The organism is Streptomyces sp. NPDC028331 (assembly GCF_055565775.1).
This window is the reverse complement of the sequence record NZ_JBVHTR010000015.1, coordinates 109,636-126,711: the sequence shown is the minus strand read 5'-3', so window position 1 is coordinate 126,711 and position 17,076 is coordinate 109,636. Positions and strand designations below refer to the sequence as shown.

Here is a 17,076-nt window from a genome sequence, read left to right as displayed (position 1 = left end):
GGGGGGAGGGGCGATGGTTCCGGGCACGGCTCAGCAACTGATGATCCTCGTGGTCCTGGTGGTGCCCGGGATCTTCTACCAGGCCGTCAGGGAGCGTCTGCGCGGGCCGTCCGCTGCCGAACAGGAGCCGCAGAACCGGTTGGTACGGGCCATCGCGGCGGGCGCGTTGCTGGACGCCCTCTACGCGGTGGCGGCCGGGCCGTGGCTGCTTGATCTCGTGTTGGGCGCAGGCCATGGCCCCCTGGCGGGGCTGGCCCGGCACCCGCGCCGTGCGGGACTGGCCGGGCTGGTCTTCGTGGTGCTCATCCCCTCCACGCTCGCATGGGTGGAGGCATGGTTCACGGGCCGTCGCCTGCGGGCCCGCTACGACCCGACTCCGACCGCCTGGGACGCGCTGTTCCGCGACCGCGGCTCGTGTTTCGTCCGGGCTCGGCTGAAGAGCGGGCTCTGGGTCGGGGGCTGGATGGGCTCTCGATCGGCGGTGTCGACCTTTCCGCAGCAGCCGGACATCTATCTGGAATCCCAGTACCGGCTGCGCCCCGACGGGACGTTCGTCGAGCGGGTGGCGGACACCGGCGGGGTGTACATCAAGATGGCGGACATCGAGGTGCTGGAGATCCTGATGCCCCCGCCCCACCAGGCGACGGACCCGGCGGAGGGAGAGACAGGTGACGCATGAGCAGAAGCAGCCCACGGACGAGGAACTCCTGGCCCAGCTGATGGAGTTCTCCGACGCGCGGACCTACCGCCCCACCGACAGGGTTGCCGAGCCGGAGCAGATGCCGCAGGCGCCGTCGGGTACCGCGATGAGCGAATCCGGGTCCGGCTCCGGGCCCGAGGGCGCGTCGGGTTCCGACCCGGAGGCGTGACCGCGGGCGCGGCGCGGTCCGCCCGCGGCTCACGCACCGTGGTGGGTGTGGGCGGCCCAGAGGTGCGGGGCGCGGGCGAACCGGTCGCGCAGGGCCCGGACCGACCGGTGCAGGGCTGCGGCGGGATCCACGGCGCGGCCCTCGTGCCCCTGCGCGGCGAGCGAGGTGTACAGGTCCTCGGTCAGCCAGGTCGACAGCCTGTCCGAGACGGGCCACAGGGTACCGATCACATGCCGGTATCCGGCGAGCTGGAACGAGGAGGCCAGGTGGATGACCTCGTCGGGCAGACCGAATCCCCCCTGGGAGGTCGAGCAGGCCGACAGCACGGCCAGCACCGGGTCCTTCAGATGTTCCGCCGCGGCGTCCAGGGCCCTGAGCCGGCCGTCGTACAACTGGAGCCCGCTCTGCGAGGGCCGCTCCCGGTCACTGACGCCGTGACAGCTGAAGTGCGCCCAGGAGTGCCCGGGCAGGGCCCGCCGTACCGCGTCGACGGTGGCCTGCGGGCCCGAGAGCCGGGAGGCACCCGGGAAGAGACGGGTGATCAGGTCCGCTTCCCGGGCGGCACCGGGCAGCGGTCCGGCGCCCGGCGTCTCGGGGAGCGCGACCACCAGCGGCGCGGGACGTCCGGCCGGCTCCGCGCGGGCCCCGGCGCGGCCCAGGGCCAGGGCGCGCAGCGTCGGAGTGTAGGACGAGACGGCCCTGTCCAGGACGCTCGCTCCGGTGCCGGTGAGGTGCCGACCCGCGGCGTGCAGGGGCAGGAACGACAGCCACCCGGTGGGACACCACCACAGCCGTGGCCAGGGTTCGCCCTCGTCGGGCGTGTACCGCAGTCCGAGACGGTCCAGGACCGGTTCGGCGACCGTGTCCCAGAGCCATTCCAGGGTCTCGGTCAGCCGCCGCACGGCGCGCAGGGCGCGGTCCGGGTCCCGCATCCCGTACGCCTCGTCGACGGCTTCGGTGAAGGCCGCCGCCTGCGACAGGGCGTCCGCGAAGGACAGGCCCGGCAGCGGTACGGCCCGGACCGACTCGCCGGTGACCAGGATGGCGTCGGACCGGTGACGGCTCACGTTGACCACCACGACCGGCCCGTCCGCCGCCGCCGCGAGGAGGTCCCGGGTCCGTGGCGGGCGGAGGAACCCCTCCATCCCGGGCAGGGCGCGGATCCGCTCCACGAGCCGGTCCCACTGCCTGGCCATCGCGTGCCGGGCCTCGGCGCGCCTGCCGTCCGCGTACCAGTCCTCGGCCGGGTCCCCGGCCCCCGGGTCCGTCCGGACGGCCGGAGGCCGGGCGGGGTCGGTGCTCAACTCGTCGCGGAGCCTGTCGAACTCGGCGGCCAGTGCCGGGTCCCTCTCCCGCAGCCTGGACAGATCGCCCCGGTCGTCCTGGCCCCGGCTGATCAGAACCCCGCGTCCCTGCTCCAGCAGGGTCAACGCACGGTACGGATCGCCCGCACGCAGGGCGAACGCCGCCGCGTCGCAGGCGAGGCCGAGACCGATGCCGAGCCGCTCCTCCTGGTCGGCGCGGCGCAGACTGCGCGGCGCGACCCGGGGCAGCAGTTCCACGGCGTAGGCGTATCCGGCCAGCGCCTCGGCGTCCTGCCCGGCCGCCGCCGCGGCGTCCCCCCAGGTCCGGGCGGCCTGGACGCGCAGGGGAACGGTGGGCGTCGGGTTCTCCGCGGCCTGCCGCGCCAGCCGGGCCGTCTCGGCCAGGTCGACTCGCTCCCCGAGGGAGGCGCGGCGCAGTTGGGCCTCGGCGAGGATCCACTGCGCCCTGGCCCGGTCCGGATGGCCGTCCGGGGTGCGGGAGACGGCCTCCCGCGCAGCGGTGACGGCTCGGTGCAGCGCCGAACGGAACAGCGGACTGCCAGTGTCCTGGATGCGTTCGGTCAGCTGCCAGGACGCGCCCGCCAGGTTCGTCAGCAGGAATCCGCGCCAGCCGTGGTCCTCCCCGTAGTCCACCAGGGCCCGTTCGAAGAGCTCGCACGCCTCTGCCTGTGATGCGGTGTCCTGGTCGGAGAAGGAGACGGACTGCAGCAGCGTGCCGAGGTTCGCGAGCGCGACCTGTCTGCCGAAGCGCTCGCCGTCGCCGAGTGACATGGCCTCGCGCAGCAGCGCGACCGCCTCGTCTGCGGCGGCGCGGTCTCCGGTGGACTCGTAGCGGCCGCGCAGCGCCTCGGCAAGGTTGGAGAGCAGACCGGCCCGTTCGAAGGCCGTCGGGGCGCACTGGGCGACCGCCGTGCGCAGCACGTCCACCGCCTCTGCCTGCCAGGTGGTGTCACCGGTGAGGGACGAGCGGCGCATCAGCGCCGCGCCCAGGGTGGTGAGCAGGTTTCCGCGCTTCACATGCCGTGGCGGCATGGTGGCCACGGAATCGCGCAGCATGCCGATCGCCGTCTCCATGAGGACGTCGTCGCCGGTGTTCACGGCGTGGTCGAACTGGCTGCGTCCGAGGTCGTGGAGCACTATGGCGCGCTCGTCCGGTGCGGCGTTCGCCGCCGAGGCCAGCGCGGCCTGGAACAGCCGGACGGCTTCGGCCCCGGGCGCCTCGTCGCCCGTCCTTCTGCACAGATCCTGCAGCGCATTGGCGAGACCCGTCAGCCGTCTCGGCGGCGCGGCCCCGCCCTGGGCGGCCAGTGCCTCCCGGTGCCACCGAACGGCCTCTTCGATGGGGGCGGTCTCCCCCGTGAAACGGGCGAGCGCGCGCAGGGCGTTGCCCAGCCGGCTCAGGCAGTCCGCCCGGCCCGGATGGGGCTCGGGGGCCGCGGCCACGGAATCGCGCAGCACGCCGATCCCCTCGCGGAGCAGGCCGACGTCCGAGGTGGACTCGGCGAGTTGCTGCAGCGCGTCGCCCAGGTTCCCCAGCCGGAACGGAAGATCGATGTCCGTCGGTGCGCTCGCCGCGACGGCCTGACGGTGGACGCGTACCGACTCGGCCAGCAGATCGAGGTCCGCGGTGAGATGGCCGAGGTTGCACAGGGCCGCTCCGAGGTTCGACAGGCTGTGTGCCCGGTCCCTGCTGTCCGGCCGCGCCTCGGCCACCGCTTCGCGGAAATACCGTACGGCTTCGGCGTAGTGGGCCGGATCGCCGGTGCGCCCGGCCCATTGGTGGAGGCATCCGAGGGCGTCCAGATACTCGGTGCGGAACGGGTCGTCCGGTGCCAGCAGATCCAGGCCCTCACGAACGAGCCCCGCCCCTTCCTCCCAGAGCCGGCGGTCGCCCCGGCTCGCTCCCCGCCGGGCGAGCGCCGTCCCGAGCGTGCGCCTCACCCGGGACGGGAAGCGGTGGTAGGGGGCGGGCAGGGTCAGGCACGCGCGGAAGCACCGCAGCGCCTCGTCGTCCTGCTCGTCCTTGCCGCTCCCGTCCCCGTCAGCCCTGCCGCCCTCCCCGGACCAGAACTGCTCCGTGTCACCCGGCCCGTCGAGGGCCGTGCCCAGTTCCAGCAGGACGCGGGCCCGGTCGGTGGACTCCGGCCGGGTCTCGCCGAGAGCCTCCCGCAGGATCTGGACCGCATCGGCGAGCCGTTCGGGCGCTGACGTGGTTCTGGCCCCTTTCCGGAGCAGGTCGGCGAGGCTGCAGAGGCGGATCACCCGTTGCGGCCGGCCGGGCGGGGTCAGCCGGACCGCTTCCCGTGCGGCGGTGGTGGCGCCGTCCAGGTCGGCAGCGCTGCCCGTCGCGGCGAACCGTGCTTCGAGGACCTCGGCGAGCACCCACTGGGCTTGACCGCGCAGGGACTGCTCGGGCGGGGCGTGGTCCAGTGCCTGCCGCACGGCGTCGAGCGCCGCTTCGACGGACCGCGCGTCGCCGGTGCGCCGGGCGTGGCCACAGAGGGCGTAGGCCAGGTTGGCCAGGTGCAGCGCGCGGTCGTGGTCGTTCACCGCGGTCCGGACCGCTTCCCGGAAAGCCGCGATGCCCTGGTCGAAGAGATCCCGCTGGTCGGTTTCCACGGCGAGGTGGGTCAGCGCGGTGCCGAGTTCCGACTGGTACCTGGCGTGCCTCGGGGAGCGCGGGTCCTCGGCCGCCACGGCCCGGCGCAGCAGGGGCACGGCTTCCGCGAGTTGTCCCGTCTCGCCCGACAGGCGCCCCGCCTGGTTGAGCGCCGCTCCGAGATTGGCCAGGTGGAGGGAGCGGTGCGGATCGTCCGGTCCGCCCAGTTCCACGGCCCGTCGCAGGGCGTCCACGCTCTGCCGGGCCGTGGCGGGGTCGCCCGTGCGCTGTGCCCGGTGGGTGAGGACCAGGCCCAGATTGCCCTGTCGGCGGGCCTGCTCGGTCTGGTGCCACGGTGCCGCGGCCACCGCCGCGAGGCTGAGGTCGACGGCCTCCGCCAGGTGCCCGGGATCCGCGCTCTCCTCGAACCGGTGCAGCAGGATCAGGCCCAGGGTGGACAGGCATGTGCCCTGCTCGGCACTGGCGTCCGGGAAGCCGCGGGCGGCATGGCGCATCAGTTGCTCGGCCAGGCGCAGCGCGCCCGGGTAGCGCAGCCGGTAGTAGACGCTCACCATGCCGTCGGCGACGTCGTGGGCCGTACCCGGGTCCACGTCGGCCCCGGCCGGTTCGCCGGCCAGGAAGGCGAGGACGGGGGTCAGGTCGGAGGGCACGCTCGCCGGGTCGTGTGCGTAGACGGGTGCCAGATGCAGCAGGGCGCCGCCGAAGGCGTCCCCGGACGCCTCGTCGCCCGCGTGGAACCGGCACCAGTCGAAGAGGCCGAGCGCGTACAGCACCGCCAGCGGACCGCTTCCGTCCGGCGCGACGAAGCCACGCCGCAGTTCTTCGGCCGCCCCGGCCGCCTCCGCGGACAGGAACCACCGCAGGTCGGCCGGGGCCTCGGACTGGACGGCCTGGAAGACCCGGGCCAGCATCGCGCCCACCGGGTCGTCCACCGGTGTCGGGTTCATCGGATCCCTCCAGGACGCAGCACTGTCACAACGGCGGGACGTCCTCGGCCAGCAGCAGGACGAGGTGCTCTTCGGCGGGCCGCTCGGTCGCCGAGGACAGGCGTGCCGCCTGCCGCTCCACCATCGCCTCCAAGAGGGTGCGTGCGTCCCGGCCGTTGGCGGGATCACCCCGCCTCGCCCGCTGCTCGAAATGCTCCACGAGCAGGTGCCAGGCTCCGGGGTCCAGCCTGAACTCGTGCCTGCCGGCCTGGAGTTCCACGATCCGGGCCAGCTCGTCCGGCTCGTACGGGGCGAATTCCAGGATGCGGGAGAAACGGGAGCGCAGTCCCGGATTGGCGTTGAGGAAGCTGCGCATCTCCTCGGTGTATCCGGCGGCGATCACGACGACCTCGTCGCGGTGGTCCTCCATCAGTTTCGTCAGGACATCGATCGCCTCCTGCCCGAAGTCGGAGGTGGCGCCGATCTTCCGGGCGAGGCTGTAGGCCTCGTCGATGAACAGCACTCCGCCCCGCGCACGGTTGAAGACCCGCTGGGTCTTCTGCGTGGTGTGGCCGAGGTACTCGCCGACCAGATCGCCCCTGGCCACCTCGACCAGATGCCCCTTGCTCAGGCCCCCCATCGCCGCGAGGATCTTCGCGTACAGCCTCGCGACGGTCGTCTTCCCGGTGCCGGGCGGTCCGGAGAAGACGAGGTGATGGGCCATCGGCGGTTTCGGAAGACCGGCCTCGCGGCGCCACCGGGCGAGCCTGAGCAGATCGACCTGGACCCTGACCTGCTCCTTGGCCGCCGCCAACCCGATCAGGCTGTTCAATTCGGCGAGCGGCCCCGTCTCGGGCGGCTCGGTGCGCGCCGCGTCCCCCGGGTCGGCCGCGGGGCCGGTGCGTACGTCGTCGAAACGCACGCGGTCGTTGCCGACGATCGCCTCGCCCTTGTTCCCGGTGATCTCACAGTCCACGAAACGGCCGGTACAGGTGCCCTCGATGCGTACCCCGTCGCTCCCGCAGTCCCTGAAAACGCTGCCCGACACCGACAGACGGCCGGAGTCCCGGGCCAGTACGCCGTGGCCGGCGGCGCCGGTGACCGTCAGCCGCTCCGCCACGACGGTGGCGTCGTCGACTACCAGGAGCCCGGCCTCACCGGGGCCGGAGACCTGGGCGTCCCGTACCGTCAGATGGCTCCAACCGCGGCAGTTGAGGGCGAACACCTGGGCACGGTCGACCGTCGACCGCTCGAGGGTGACACGGGCCTGCCCCTCGAGGGCGACGCCCGACACGGTCATGTCCGCGATGACCGCGTCGGTCACCGCGAGGGTCGTGCCCTCGCCCTTCACCAGCAGCCCGCTCTCGCAGCCCTCCAGACGCGCCTTGTGCAACGCGGCCGACGCCCCCTCGCCGACCCACACGGCCGGGGACGTCTGCCCGCGGATGTCGAGGTCCGCATAACGGCCGCGGGCGCCCATGACGACCAACCCCCATTTGCCGTCCCTGATCCGGCAGTCGCGCACCACGGGCGCCCCGCCGTCGGTGACGTTGACACCCCTCTCGCCGGTGCGCTCGAAGTCGCAGTCCTCGAACGTCCCGAGCCCCTGCTCGGTCACGGTCGCGCCCGTGCTCCGGCAGTTCTCGAAGCGGCAGCCCCGCACCACCGGATCGGCGCCGCGCGTGATCTGCACGCCGTTCTTCGCCCCCGAGACGGTGGTCCCCTCCACGGTGCCCCGGGCCTGACCGTAGTAGGCGATCCCGGTGACATGGACGTCGAGCACACGGCAGCGCACCACGTCGGCCTCGGCATGGTCCCCGACGCACACCGCGTGGTCGCCGGTGCCGGTCAGTTCACAGTCCTCGATCCGGGCCGTGGAACCTCGCACACTGATGCCGCACGAACGGCTCCTGCTCACCTCACAGCCCACGACGGAAACGCGCGCGCCCTCCGAGACCACCACGGCCTCCGCCTTGGCGTCCGTGAACCGGCTGCGCTCCACCGTGCCCTCGGCCCCCGTCACCGCCGTCCGGCCGACCCTGACCTCGCAGTCGCTCATGACGAGTGACCCGCCCGCCAGGGCACGCACACCGAACTCGCCGTGGCCGCTGACCGTGCAGCCGCGCAGCACGAGCCGGCCGGTGCCGCTGACGGCCGCCGTCTTCCGGTTCACGATCTCCACATCGGCGAGGGTGACGCTGCCCGCGCACTCGACGGTGATGTCGGCGGAACTCTCGATCACCACGGTCCCGGCCCCCTGCGCGGCGCACAGCTCGGCCTCCCCACCGATGGCCAGGGCCTCGTCGTACCGGCCCGGCTCGATCAGCACCCGAACCGGCCGTCCGTCGCCCGCGGACCGCAGCGCGGAGGCGATCGTCCGGTGGGCTCCGGGCGCCTCCCGGGACACCGTCAGCGTCAGTTGCTCCCCGTCCCCGTCCCCGCCCCCGTCCATGGTCTCCTCCCGTGCGGCGGTCCCCGGGTACCCGAACCCGCGCAGCACGTCGGTCAGTTGCTCGGGAAAGACCTCCAGGCCGTGCCGGTGCCGACGGGCCGCGGAGAGCAGCGGTGCCACCGCGAGCACCCCGTCCCGCTCGACGAGCCATCCCCACAACGGCTTGGGCTTCGGCCGAGCCGCGTGCGGCGCGAGCCGCGCCAGCAGCGCCGTCGGCACCGCACGGGACCTCGCGGGCGGTGATACCGGCGGCCCGACTTCGACACCGCTCAGCGCATCCCGGGGCAGAACGTGCACGGTGGCGTCGAGGGTCAGCCGGATGGCCTCGGCGTCGATCCGCAGCCGGCACAGCGAGGACAGAGGGGAGGTGATCACGAACGTGACGATCGCGTAGACGTCGGTGCCCCACGACAGGGCCGTCACCGCGCCCGCCGCCGTGACACCGCCGCCGTTCAGGACCCAGGCGAGGACGGCGCAGGCCGACGACAGGGCGATGCGGCCGCGCCGCAGCACGGCAGCCGGGCGCGAGGCCAGCAGACCGGGGATGGTCACCGTTTCCCCCGGTCCGTACGGCAACGCGGCCGCGCCGTGCCAGCGTTCTCCCGCGTAGCGGCGGCACAGGTCGTCGAGGCCCTGCGAGGTGACCGCGAGATACCGCAGATCGAGAACGATCCCCCCGCGTGCCTCGTCCCACACCGGTGACAGAACCGTGCCCGGACCGCGCGGACGCCGCCCCTGACGCGTCCGGACCAGCAACTCCCCCCGGAAGAACTCCTTCCCGGTGATCGACGTCCGCCGCGGCCCCGGCAGCAGGCACAGTCCTGCGACGTCCCCCCAGTCCAGCCGTGTGCGCCGGGCACCGCCCCGCAGCTCCAGGCCGCCCTCGCCCAGTACGAGGGCGACCGGCCTGAGGAGTCTCACCAGGAGCACGACGAGGAGCACCGCCCACACCACCACCGCCAGACCCGCCACTCGGGACACCTGGAAGCCGTGGGGCATCGACCGCCAGTGCGCGCCCCGGGAACAGGCCCAGAGGGCGAGCGCCGCCGCGGCCGTCTGGCAGAACAGCGTGGCCAGTGCCTGCGGACTCCTGCCGATCCGCGTCCTGGGACGCGCCTGACCGGTCTCCGGTCTCACCGCCTGCGCCATCGAACCCCCGTTGACGTCCCCCGTCACGCCATGCGATGTCAGGGTACCGAGTACGGTGACGCCACGTCAGGCCCGGACGGCCGGTCCTTCACACCACGCGCACGAGTTCGGCCAAGGCCGCCGGGCACGCCCCCTTCGTCGGCGTGCCCGCGGTCACAGATCGAGCACCAACCGCCCGCCCCGGCACCGGGAGACGCAGATCATCATCGTCTCGCCGGACTCCCGCTCCTCCTGCGTCAGCACCGAGTCCCGGTGGTCCGGGGTGCCCTCCAGCACGTCGGTCTCGCAGGTGCCGCAGGTTCCCTCGGTGCAGGAGTAGAGCACCTCGACGCCGGCGTCGCGCACGGTGTCCAGGATCGAGACCCCGGGCGGGACGGTGAGCGTACGGCCGCTCTGCGCGAGGACGACCTCGAACTCGCCATCGTCCCCGGCCGGTTGCTCCTTGGGCTGGAACCGCTCGGTGCGCAGTGTCCCGGCGGGGCAGCGCTGCTCCACCGCGTCCAGCAGCGGGCCAGGGCCACAGCAGTAGACGAGCGTGCCGTCGGAGACGTCGTCCAGCACCGAGGCCAGGTCCAGCAGCCCGGTCTCGTCCTGCGGGGCGACGGTGACCCGGTCCCCGTATCGCTCCAACTCCGCGGTGAAGGCCATGGAGTCCCGGGTGCGGCCGCCGTACAGCAGGGTCCACTCGGCGCCGGCCGCCTCGGCCGCGGCGAGCATCGGCAGGACGGGCGTGATGCCGATGCCGCCCGCGATGAAGCGGTAACGGGGGGAGGGGTGCAGGGGGAAGTGGTTGCGCGGTCCGCGCACCCGCACCTTGTCACCCTCGCGCACCTGCTCGTGGACGTACGCCGACCCGCCCCGCCCGTCGGCCTCGCGCAGCACGGCGATCCGCCAGGCGTGCCGGTCCGCGGGGTCACCGCACAGCGAGTACTGCCGCTCCAGACCCGGTCCGAGCAGGACGTCGACGTGGGCGCCCGGCTCCCAGGCCGGCAACTCCCCGCCCAGCGGGTGGCGCAGGGTGAGGGCGAGCACGCCCTCGGCCGCCCGCTCGCGGCGGTCGACGACGAGTTCGGCTTCGTACGCGGTCATGAGGTGGTTCCTTGAGGCCGGTGTCCTTCGGGGTGCGCGAGCATCCACTCCCACATCTGCACCGGGTCCTGGGCGGTGTGCTCGGCGCCGCAGTGGCAGGTGCCGTGCAGTACGTCGGTGCCCGGGAGCCAGTCGATGCGGTAGACCTCGCGGGTCACGGCGGCGGAGGGCGTGCTCACCGGACCTTCTCCACCGGCTTGTCGCCCTCCTCGACCAGACGGGCGAGGATGCGGCGGGCGGCGAGACCACCGGTGTCGATGTTGATGCTGAGCTCCTGGTAGCCGGCCCGTTCGGTGCCGAGCGTCCTCTGCAGCAGGTTGAGCGCGTCGACGTCCTGCATGACGACCGTGTGGTTGAAGTCGCGCAGGAACGTGGTGACGTCCTCGTCGTCCTTCGCGAAGTCCCGGGAGACGGCCCAGAAGTCGTACACCTTGCCGTCGGTGGACGGGGTGATCGCGTAGGTGATCTCGGTGTGGAAGCCGTTCGGGTCGCTGCCGTCGGGCTCGGGCAGCACGCCGACCGGGGCGATCCTGCTGTGCAGCAGGTAGAGGCAGGGGGCGTGGTATTCGATGTCCTGCCAGCGGGTGATGCGGCCCTCGATGCCGGTGGAACGGGCGTAGAAGGGCGGGCACTCGGCGTCGTCCATGTGCCGGCTGACCCGTACGATCCCGGCGCCCTCGTCGACCTCGGTGGTGATCGGCGTCTCGGCGACCTCCGGGGTGCCGATGTAGCCGCCGTGCAGATACGTCTCGTGGGAGAGGTCGAGGAGGTTGTCCACCAGGAGGCCGTAGTCGGCGTCGATGGGCTCCATGCCGCGCACCGTGACCCACTCGGGGGAGTCGAGGTGCCGGGCCCGCGGAATGGTCCCCGCGTCGGCGAGCGCGGGGTCGCCGATCCACACCCACACCAGGGAGTCCTGCTCGACGACCGGGTAGGAGGCGACCCGGGCCGTGCGCGGGATGCGCTTCTGCCCCGGCACGTACACGCAGGCGCCCGTCGTGTCGTACGTGAACCCGTGGTACCCGCACACGATGCGGTCCCCGTCGAGCCGGCTCTCCGAGAGCGGGAAGCGGCGGTGGACACAGCGGTCGGCCAGGGCCACCGCGGTGCCGTCGTCCTCGGTGCGGTAGAACACGAGCGGCTCACCGAGGATCGTACGGCCGAGCAACTCGCGCCCGACCTCATGGCTGTAGGCGGCGACGTACCACTGGTTCCTGGCGAAGGCGGTCATGTGGGGCATCGTTGCGGCTCCCGTCTGTCTGCGTTGGCGACATGGTCCGGAAGGGCGTCGCGGGGGCGCAACACGGCTTCCGTCTCGCGGAAGGAGCGATGCGAAACGCCTGTTCAGAGGGGTGGTCGGGATGCTCGGACGTCATGGCGGCGGGTCGCGTGAGCGTGGCCCGCCCAGTGCTACGGCGAAGTGGGTCGGTGCGGTGAGCGGAGTACGAGGAGGGTGATCTCGCTGGGGGCGAAGACGCGGAACGGCGGGCCCCAGAAGCCGGTGCCGCGGCTGGTGAAGAGGAGGGTGCGGGTGCCGTGGCGGGTGAGGCCGGCGAGGGCGGGCTGGTCGAGGCGGACCAGGTGGTGGAAGGGCCAGATCTGGCCGCCGTGGGTGTGGCCGGAGAGCTGGAGGTCGATGCCGGCGGCGGCCGCCCGGTCGATGAACTTGGGCTGGTGGGCCAGGAGCAGGACGGGCAGGTCGGGGTCGGCGCCGTTCAGCGCTCCGGCGAGGTGGGCGCGGTGGCCGGCCAGGCCGGAGGACTCGGCGGTGACGTCGTCCACGCCGGCGACCACGAGGGTGTCGCCTCCGCGGTGGAGCAGCAGATGGCGGTTGCGCAGCGGCTCCCAGCCCAGCTCGTCCATCAGGTCGACCCAGCCCTGGGCCTGGCTGTAGTACTCGTGGTTGCCGGTGACGTATACGCGGGCATGGGTGGCCCGCACGGTTGCGAGTGGGGTGGCCTGGGCGCGGCGGCGTTCCGCCGTGCCGTCCGCGATGTCGCCGGTGTGGCAGACCAGGTCGGCTTCCAGGGTGTTCACCGTCTCGCACACCCGTGCCGACCAGCGGGCGCGGTCGAGCGGGCCGTAGTGGGTGTCGGTGATGAGGACGACGCGGAGGCCGTCCAACCCGGGGCCCAGCCGCGGGAGTTGCACGTCGAGGTGGCGCACGCGGGGCACGCGGCGGGCCTCGGTGTACCCCCAGGCGAGCAGTACGGCGGTGATGCCGAGGACGGCCCACGTGACCGTGCGGGCCCGGTCCTGGCCCTCGCCGACTCCGGCCACGGTCAGGGCGAGCCGCAGGAGGACGCCGAGCAGAACGGACCAGGTGAACAGGACCCAGCTCGTGCCCAGCAGGGTGTCACCGATGATCGCCGCCGCATCCTGCTGGCGCCGGCCGTGGCCGCGCACCATCGCGAGCGGCATACCGACGAGTCCGAGGGCGAACAGCGCGGTGCCGACCAGCGTGACGGGCAGCGGCCAGTGCTGGCCGGTGTACAGGAGCACCCAGCAGGGCACGGTCCACAGCAGGACGGGGGCGACCAGCGGGAGGTAGCGCATCAGGCGGTGCAGTCGGCTCTGCCGCGGAGCTTGCGCGTCGCTCTCGGCGGGTCGGGTGTTGCTGGTGTCGGTCACGCTTCCCCTCCCTGACCACGCTGCTGTCTCGCGCAGGGTATCCGGTCGTCCTTGGGCTCGCGTACGCACTGCTGCGCGACTCCGGCACATGAACCGACGGTCGCCGCGGGGCACTTGAGCGTACTTATGACGGCCACGGGCACCACGGTCCACGAAACGGTGCTGCGCCTCGTGGCCGACCAACTGGCCACCGGCCTGGTCGGCGTCAACCAGGGCGTCCCTTCGAACGCTGCCGCACCGTCCGAGGCCTGACTGCTTGATGCCGCCCGCCGTGCTCTGCGGCTACTGGCTCACGGTCTGCCCTGTGAGCGCGTTCGGCCCGGACGGTTCGGTGTCACTGTCAGGCTGTTCGGGCCGCGGCGGTGTCGCGGAGGAGTCCGGCGAAGGTCAGGGCGGCGGGGGTGAGCGAGTGGTCGGCCATGCGGACCAGCAGGATGCGGCGGACGGGGGCCGGCGGCTGGAGGGGCAGGACGTCGACGCCGGGTCGGATGCCCTCCAGGGCCAGGGTGGGGGCGAGGGCGACGCCGATGCCGGCGGCGACCATGGCCTGGGCTTCCTGGTAGTCGTGGGCCTCGTAGGCGATGTGGGGCTCGAAGCCGACGGCGCGGCAGCCGCGGACGAGGGCTTCGGCCACCGGGTGATGGTCGGCGCGGGTGATCCAGGGGTCCTGTGCGAAGTCGGCGAGTGAGGCGGCGTCACGGCCGGCGAGTGGATGGCGGTCGCTGACGAGAAGGGCCGGCGGGTCGTCGAGGAGCGGGGTGACGACGATGTCCTCCCGGTCGATGCGGCTCCAGTCGTAGTCCCACATCAGCGACATCTCGATCTCCCGGTTCTCCAGCATGGTCCAGAGTCCGGCGATGCGGGCGCTGCGGACGGTCAGCCGTACGTCGGGGTGGGCGTCCCGGAAGGCGATCACGGCCTGCGGGAGGAGCGAGGCGCCGACGGTGGGGAAGGTGCCGATGCGCAGTGTGCCCGCGCGCAGGCCGGCGTAGTCGGCGAGTTCGTTTTCCGCGGCCCGCAGTTCGCGTTCGATCCGCTGTCCTCGTTCGGCCAGCGCCCGTCCGGCGTCGGTGAGGGTGACGCCCCGGGCGTGGCGTTCCAGCAGGGGCTGTCCTGCCTCCGTTTCCAGGCGGCTGATCTGCTGCGACACCGCTGACGGTGTGTAGTTGAGGGCGCGGGCGGTCGCGGTCACCGAGCCGCGCCGGGCGACCTCCGTGAACAGCAGGATGCGCCGGACGTCGAGCAATGCCGCCACCTCCAGCGTTCACTTCATCTTAATAGCCATGCAGATTTCCGAGATTGTACTTCACGCTGCCGTAACCCACCGTGGAGGACACCACGCACGGCGAGACCGTCGGCGGGCTTCCCCTTCCCTGTCTGTGAGGAGTCGGTTGTGCTGCGTCTGCAGGGCGAGATGATCCGCGGAGGAACCAGCAAGTGCTGGATCTTCGACCACCGCGACGTGGCCGCCACGGGCGTGGACGTCGATGCCCTCCTGCTCGCCGCCTTCAACGCCGCCGACCCCCGCCAGATCGACGGCGTGGGCGGCGCCTCCTCCACCACCTCCAAGGCCGCCGTCGTACAGGCGTCGCCCCAACCCGGCGTGGATGTCGAGTACGCCTTCGCACAGGTCGGGATCGGCGACGAGCGTGTGGAGTGGGCCAGCAACTGCGGCAACTGCGCCACCGCCGTGGCCCTGTACGCCGTCCACCACCATCTCGTGCCGATCGCGCCGGACACCACCACCGTCCGCATGCTCAACGTCAACACCGGGGCCCGCCTCACCGGCACGATCCCCACCCCCGCCGGCGTGGCCCCGGAGGAGGGCACGGCCGTGGTGCCGGGTACCTCGGCGCCGGGCGTGCCGGTCCTGCTCGGGTTCCAGGACCCGGCGGGCTCGACGACCGGCCGCGCTCTGCCGACCGGCCGGGCACTGGACGAGCTGACCGGCCCGGACGGTCCCGTCGAGGCATCCCTGGTGGACGCCGGCGCCCCGGCCGCGCTGTTCGAGGCCAAGGCGTTCGGCCTCGACGGCACGGAATCCCTCACCGCGTTCGCCGCCGCGGTGCCCGCGCTGACACTGCTGCGCCGCCAGGCGGCGCTGGCCATGGGCCTGGCCCGCGAAGGCGATCCGGTCAGCCACGCGGTGCCGAAGGTGGGCATCGTCGCCCGGCCCGCCCCCTATCGCACCACACAGGGCGTCCTCGTCAACCAGGACGAGTACGACCTGGCCGTGCGCATGGTCTCCATGCACGCCCCGCACCCGGCGATCGGACTGACCTCCGCCGTGGCCCTGGCCACGGCCGCCGCCACCCCCGGCACCCTCGCCCACCGCGTCGCCCGGCAGACCGCCGACGGCACGCTGCGTCTGGGCACCCCCGCCGGCGTGGTCACCACCCGAGCCGTCCCCGCACCGGGCGGCGCGTCCCCCACGGTGCTGCTGCACCGCGCCGCCCGGCGTATCGCCCGAGCCGAACTCCTCGTTCCCGTCCTGGAAGGACGCCCCGCATGAGCCGCAACGACGCCGCCCCGGGTACCGTCACCGCACCACCGGGCCGCATCCGCCGGATGCTGTCCCACCTCTACATCCAGTGCCTGATCGCCGTCCTCCTCGGCGCCGCCGTGGGCGGGCTGTGGCCGTCCTTCGGCGCCGACCTCAAGCCGCTCGGCGACGGCTTCATCGCGCTGGTGAAGATGTTCATCGCGCCGATCATCTTCTGCACGGTCGTCCACGGCATCGCCTCCATGGGCAACGCCCGCACGGTGGGCCGCGTGAGTCTGAAGGCTCTGGTCTACTTCGAGGTGCTGACCACCGTGGCGATGGTGATCGGCCTGGTCGTCGTCAACGTCGTCAAGCCGGGCAGCGGTCTGCACGTCGACCTCTCGACCCTGTCCACCAAGGGCCTGCCGCCGGAGGCGACCACGGCCCACGAGGGCTTCGCCGAGTTCCTCCTCGCCATCATCCCGGCGACCCTGGTCAGCGCCCTGAGCGGCAACGAGATCCTGCCGGTGCTGCTGGTGTCGGTGCTGTTCGGCTTCGGCCTGCACGCCGGCGGGGAGGCCGGCCTGGGCATCGCCCGGGGCATCGAGAAGTTCTCCACGGTCCTGTTCACGCTCATCCGCTGGATCATGCGGCTGGCTCCGATCGGCGCGTTCGGCTCGATGGCCTTCACCATCGGAAACTACGGTCTGGGCACCCTGCGCCACCTGGCCCTGCTGGTCGGCTCGTTCTGGCTGACCGCCCTCTTCTTCGTCCTGGTCGTCCTCGGGACCGTGATGCGCCTGAACGGACTGCGGCTGCTGCCCTTCCTGCGCTATATCAAAGAAGAACTGCTGATCGTCCTGGGCACCTCCTCCACCGAGCCCGTCCTGCCGCGCATGATGGCCAAGCTTCAGCACGCGGGCGCCTCGAAACCGGTCGTCGGCATCACGCTGCCCGCGGGGTACTCCTTCAACCTCGACGGCACCGCCATCTACCTGACCATGGGCTCGGTCTTCCTCGCCCAGGCCCTCGGCATCGACCTCAGCCTCACCCAGCAGCTGACCATGCTCGCCGTCATGCTGCTCACCTCCAAGGGCGCCGCAGGCGTCACCGGCTCCGGCTTCATCGCCCTGGCCGCCACCCTCAGCGCCGTTCCGCACGTCCCCGTCGCCGCCCTCGCCCTGATCTTCGGCATCGACCGGTTCATGTCCGAAGCCCGCGCCCTGACCAGCCTGGTCGGCAACGGCGTCGCCACCCTGGCCGTCGCCCGTTGGGAGGGCGAGCTCGACGAGGACCGGGCCAAGGCCGTCCTGCGCGGCGAGATTCCCTACGCCCGTGCCTCCGCTCCTTCTGCGGTGCCGGCCGAGCCCGGCCCGAAGGGGACGCCCGCACCGACCCGCGACCCCCTCCCCGCCACACGCTGACGTCGCACGGGCGGGGGGGGGGGGGGGGGGGGGGGGGGGGGGGGGGGGGGGGGGGGGGGGGGGGGGGGGGGGGGGGGGGGGTGGGGGTTTGTTTTTGTTTTTTCTGTTC

Annotated in this window: 12 protein-coding genes; 5 read left to right on the top strand and 7 right to left on the bottom strand. The window is 72.7% G+C overall.

The features are described from left to right. The first annotated feature begins 13 nt into the window (after positions 1-13). Both ACZ4SW_RS22625 and ACZ4SW_RS22620 read left to right on the top strand, forming a co-directional pair. Positions 14-679, top strand: a complete 666-nt coding sequence (locus ACZ4SW_RS22625) for a DUF6338 family protein (RefSeq protein ID WP_468247409.1) — start codon at positions 14-16, stop codon at positions 677-679. Continuing rightward, positions 669-869: a hypothetical protein gene (locus ACZ4SW_RS22620; protein ID WP_468247404.1), complete on the top strand. Its 201-nt coding sequence runs from the start codon at positions 669-671 to the stop codon at positions 867-869. The genes ACZ4SW_RS22625 and ACZ4SW_RS22620 overlap by 11 nt, the downstream gene beginning before the upstream one ends. Before the next feature lie 29 nt (positions 870-898). Here the strand turns inward: ACZ4SW_RS22620 and ACZ4SW_RS22615 are convergent, their stop codons facing one another. From ACZ4SW_RS22615 to ACZ4SW_RS22590, 6 genes are all read right to left on the bottom strand, one after another. After that, positions 899-5,761, bottom strand: a complete 4,863-nt coding sequence (locus ACZ4SW_RS22615) for a CHAT domain-containing protein (protein ID WP_468247400.1) — start codon at positions 5,759-5,761, stop codon at positions 899-901. Between the two features lie 25 nt (positions 5,762-5,786). After that, positions 5,787-9,368 (bottom strand): right-handed parallel beta-helix repeat-containing protein, encoded by a 3,582-nt coding sequence (locus ACZ4SW_RS22610; protein ID WP_468247393.1) that lies wholly within the window; start codon positions 9,366-9,368, stop codon positions 5,787-5,789. A gap of 126 nt (positions 9,369-9,494) precedes the next feature. Next, the gene (locus ACZ4SW_RS22605; protein WP_468247387.1) at positions 9,495-10,430 is read right to left on the bottom strand and encodes a PDR/VanB family oxidoreductase; all 936 of its coding nucleotides are present in this window, start codon (positions 10,428-10,430) and stop codon (positions 9,495-9,497) included. After that, positions 10,427-10,609, bottom strand: coding sequence for a hypothetical protein (locus ACZ4SW_RS22600; protein ID WP_468247379.1), 183 nt, complete (start codon positions 10,607-10,609; stop codon positions 10,427-10,429). The genes ACZ4SW_RS22605 and ACZ4SW_RS22600 overlap by 4 nt, the downstream gene beginning before the upstream one ends. Then, on the bottom strand, positions 10,606-11,670 hold the full coding sequence (locus tag ACZ4SW_RS22595; RefSeq protein ID WP_468247372.1) for an aromatic ring-hydroxylating dioxygenase subunit alpha: 1,065 nt from the start codon (positions 11,668-11,670) through the stop codon (positions 10,606-10,608). Before ACZ4SW_RS22595 ends, ACZ4SW_RS22600 begins: the two co-directional genes overlap by 4 nt. A gap of 170 nt (positions 11,671-11,840) precedes the next feature. Further along, positions 11,841-13,061, bottom strand: coding sequence for a metallophosphoesterase (locus ACZ4SW_RS22590; protein WP_468247365.1), 1,221 nt, complete (start codon positions 13,059-13,061; stop codon positions 11,841-11,843). 126 nt (positions 13,062-13,187) lie between these two features. Between ACZ4SW_RS22590 and ACZ4SW_RS22585 the strand changes: the two genes are divergently transcribed. Beyond that, positions 13,188-13,313, top strand: a complete 126-nt coding sequence (locus tag ACZ4SW_RS22585) for a hypothetical protein (RefSeq protein WP_468247358.1) — start codon at positions 13,188-13,190, stop codon at positions 13,311-13,313. 88 nt (positions 13,314-13,401) lie between these two features. On the opposite strand, the gene ACZ4SW_RS22580 is transcribed toward ACZ4SW_RS22585, so the two are convergent. Then, the gene (locus ACZ4SW_RS22580) at positions 13,402-14,307 is read right to left on the bottom strand and encodes a LysR family transcriptional regulator (RefSeq protein ID WP_468247769.1); all 906 of its coding nucleotides are present in this window, start codon (positions 14,305-14,307) and stop codon (positions 13,402-13,404) included. A 147-nt stretch (positions 14,308-14,454) separates the two neighbouring features. Between ACZ4SW_RS22580 and ACZ4SW_RS22575 the strand changes: the two genes are divergently transcribed. Together ACZ4SW_RS22575 and dctA are read left to right on the top strand one after the other, a co-directional pair. Then, the gene (locus tag ACZ4SW_RS22575; protein ID WP_468247350.1) at positions 14,455-15,573 is read left to right on the top strand and encodes a PrpF domain-containing protein; all 1,119 of its coding nucleotides are present in this window, start codon (positions 14,455-14,457) and stop codon (positions 15,571-15,573) included. Continuing rightward, entirely contained in the window at positions 15,570-16,967 is a 1,398-nt protein-coding gene (gene dctA, locus ACZ4SW_RS22570) for a C4-dicarboxylate transporter DctA (RefSeq protein WP_468247344.1), read from the top strand. The genes ACZ4SW_RS22575 and dctA overlap by 4 nt, the downstream gene beginning before the upstream one ends. The last annotated feature ends 109 nt before the right edge of the window (positions 16,968-17,076 follow it).

What these genes read in the sequence shown, in the direction of transcription:
- ACZ4SW_RS22625 (WP_468247409.1), top strand. Translation starts at nt 14, where the DNA reads ATGGTTCCGGGCACGGCTCAGCAACTGATGATCCTCGTGGTCCTGGTG.
- ACZ4SW_RS22615 (WP_468247400.1), bottom strand. Translation starts at nt 5,761, where the DNA reads ATGAACCCGACACCGGTGGACGACCCGGTGGGCGCGATGCTGGCCCGG.
- ACZ4SW_RS22605 (WP_468247387.1), bottom strand. Translation starts at nt 10,430, where the DNA reads ATGACCGCGTACGAAGCCGAACTCGTCGTCGACCGCCGCGAGCGGGCG.
- ACZ4SW_RS22595 (WP_468247372.1), bottom strand. Translation starts at nt 11,670, where the DNA reads ATGCCCCACATGACCGCCTTCGCCAGGAACCAGTGGTACGTCGCCGCC.
- ACZ4SW_RS22585 (WP_468247358.1), top strand. Translation starts at nt 13,188, where the DNA reads ATGACGGCCACGGGCACCACGGTCCACGAAACGGTGCTGCGCCTCGTG.
- dctA (WP_468247344.1), top strand. Translation starts at nt 15,570, where the DNA reads ATGAGCCGCAACGACGCCGCCCCGGGTACCGTCACCGCACCACCGGGC.